The sequence below is a fragment of the Pararhizobium sp. P1_E7 genome (assembly GCF_056405855.1).
The window spans coordinates 1-1,346 of sequence record NZ_JBFUBH010000208.1 but is presented as its reverse complement, the minus strand read 5'-3'; the positions used below and the strand labels follow the sequence as shown (position 1 = coordinate 1,346).

The window sequence follows — 1,346 nt, the reverse complement described above, 5'->3', positions numbered from 1 at the left end:
CTCCTGAACCTCAGCCGGGGCCTTGAAATCAAGACGACTGTCGAGGGTATCGAAGAGAATTCCCAATTGGCGTACTTTCTGCAGCACGGTTGCGATATCGGCCAAGGCTACCTTTTCGGCAAAGCGATGCCGGCGTCTGAAACCGTGAGTTTTCTTGAAAGCCGCGACCAGATGGTGCACAACACCGCAGCCGTTTCCGCGCATTCATAAGTTGAGAGCTCTAAATGCGGCGCGGAACAATGGTTTACGTCATAGCCATGTCGACCACAGGGCAGGCAGTATCTCGACAGGATGAGCTCTATGAAAACGCCTCTCCCGACGGACATCTACGTTGGATCCAGAATACGATTGCAACGCACGTTTCTCAGGATAACGCAGACTGCGCTCGGCGAACGGCTTGGCATCACGTTTCAACAGATACAAAAATACGAAAATGGCAAAAACCGGGTCAGCCCCAGCAAGATTTACCAGATAAGCGAAATCTTCCAGGTTCCAATATCCTTCTTCTYTCCCGACGGAGGTACAACGGAACCGGTATCCCAGAGCGTAGAAAGATTTGACGAATTATCCTTGTTTTTACAAACGGTAGAGGGGCGGGAGCTCAATCACGCCTTCCGGCGAATTCGAGGTCCGAAGGTAAGAAGAGCCGTGGTTGCCTTGGCCAAGTCGATGGCCGGCGAAAATAACGATCCATAATGGTGAAGGCAAGTCAACACCAAGACTCCGATAAGCCAGCGCCTCAACCATTGAGAGGGTTTGATGCCAGTCAGCACGCAGCTTTTGCGTCTCGTAGCCGAACGTGATCGAAAGGTCGTGTCCCCGGAAGAATTTGAAGAATATTTCATCGGCTGGATGATTAGCGGGGGTGAGCGAGTTGCAGGCGTGCCTCTCGATCACTTGTGCCGATACGCTACCCAAATCGCGCCCGTCTATTGGCGGGAACTGCATCATTCAGGATACACAGCTGCGGAGTGCGTTGCCGTTGACATGAGTTATTGGMGCGAGGATGGTATTTTCGCAAACTGCGCACAACGTCCGGCCCCGCACCGGGAATTCGCCTGATCCGAGTTTTGGGATTGGGTTGCCGGTTGAGGCGATCTGCGCGCAAGGGAAATGCCGGGCATCGCGACCTTGCCCTCGTGGCGCCGCTGCGCATCGAGGTGGGAAACCACGCCTTGGACAGCCGTGGTCCGGTCGAGCAACCTTTGCGCATAACTCAATGCGGTCAACACGCTGCGTCTGCTCGGCCGCTGGACGCGGATGATCACCATCCCGAACCAGTCTTCGGTCGCCAGGGCGCTTCAGGAGTTCGATGCCAACGGCCGCATGAAGCCGTCGTCCTACTA

General features: G+C 55.0%; 2 protein-coding genes and 2 pseudogenes. 3 read left to right on the top strand and 1 reads right to left on the bottom strand.

The features are described from left to right. Nucleotides 1–210 (top strand): annotated as a pseudogene (locus tag AC1D17_RS28965) (GGDEF-domain containing protein); the annotation flags it as partial. 81 nt (nucleotides 211–291) lie between these two features. Continuing rightward, nucleotides 292–696: a helix-turn-helix domain-containing protein gene (locus AC1D17_RS28960; protein WP_477568633.1), complete on the top strand. Its 405-nt coding sequence runs from the start codon at nucleotides 292–294 to the stop codon at nucleotides 694–696. Here AC1D17_RS28960 and AC1D17_RS28955 read toward each other — a convergent pair. Further along, entirely contained in the window at nucleotides 577–951 is a 375-nt protein-coding gene (locus tag AC1D17_RS28955; RefSeq protein ID WP_477568634.1) for a hypothetical protein, read from the bottom strand. The genes AC1D17_RS28960 and AC1D17_RS28955 overlap by 120 nt on opposite strands. A gap of 267 nt (nucleotides 952–1,218) precedes the next feature. On the opposite strand from AC1D17_RS28955, the pseudogene AC1D17_RS28950 reads away from it, so the two are divergent. Then, nucleotides 1,219–1,346: pseudogene (locus AC1D17_RS28950) on the top strand (arsenical resistance protein ArsH); the annotation flags it as partial.

Excerpts from the sequence above, each read along its gene's own strand:
- AC1D17_RS28955 (WP_477568634.1), bottom strand. The coding sequence starts at position 951 with ATGATGCAGTTCCCGCCAATAGACGGGCGCGATTTGGGTAGCGTATCG.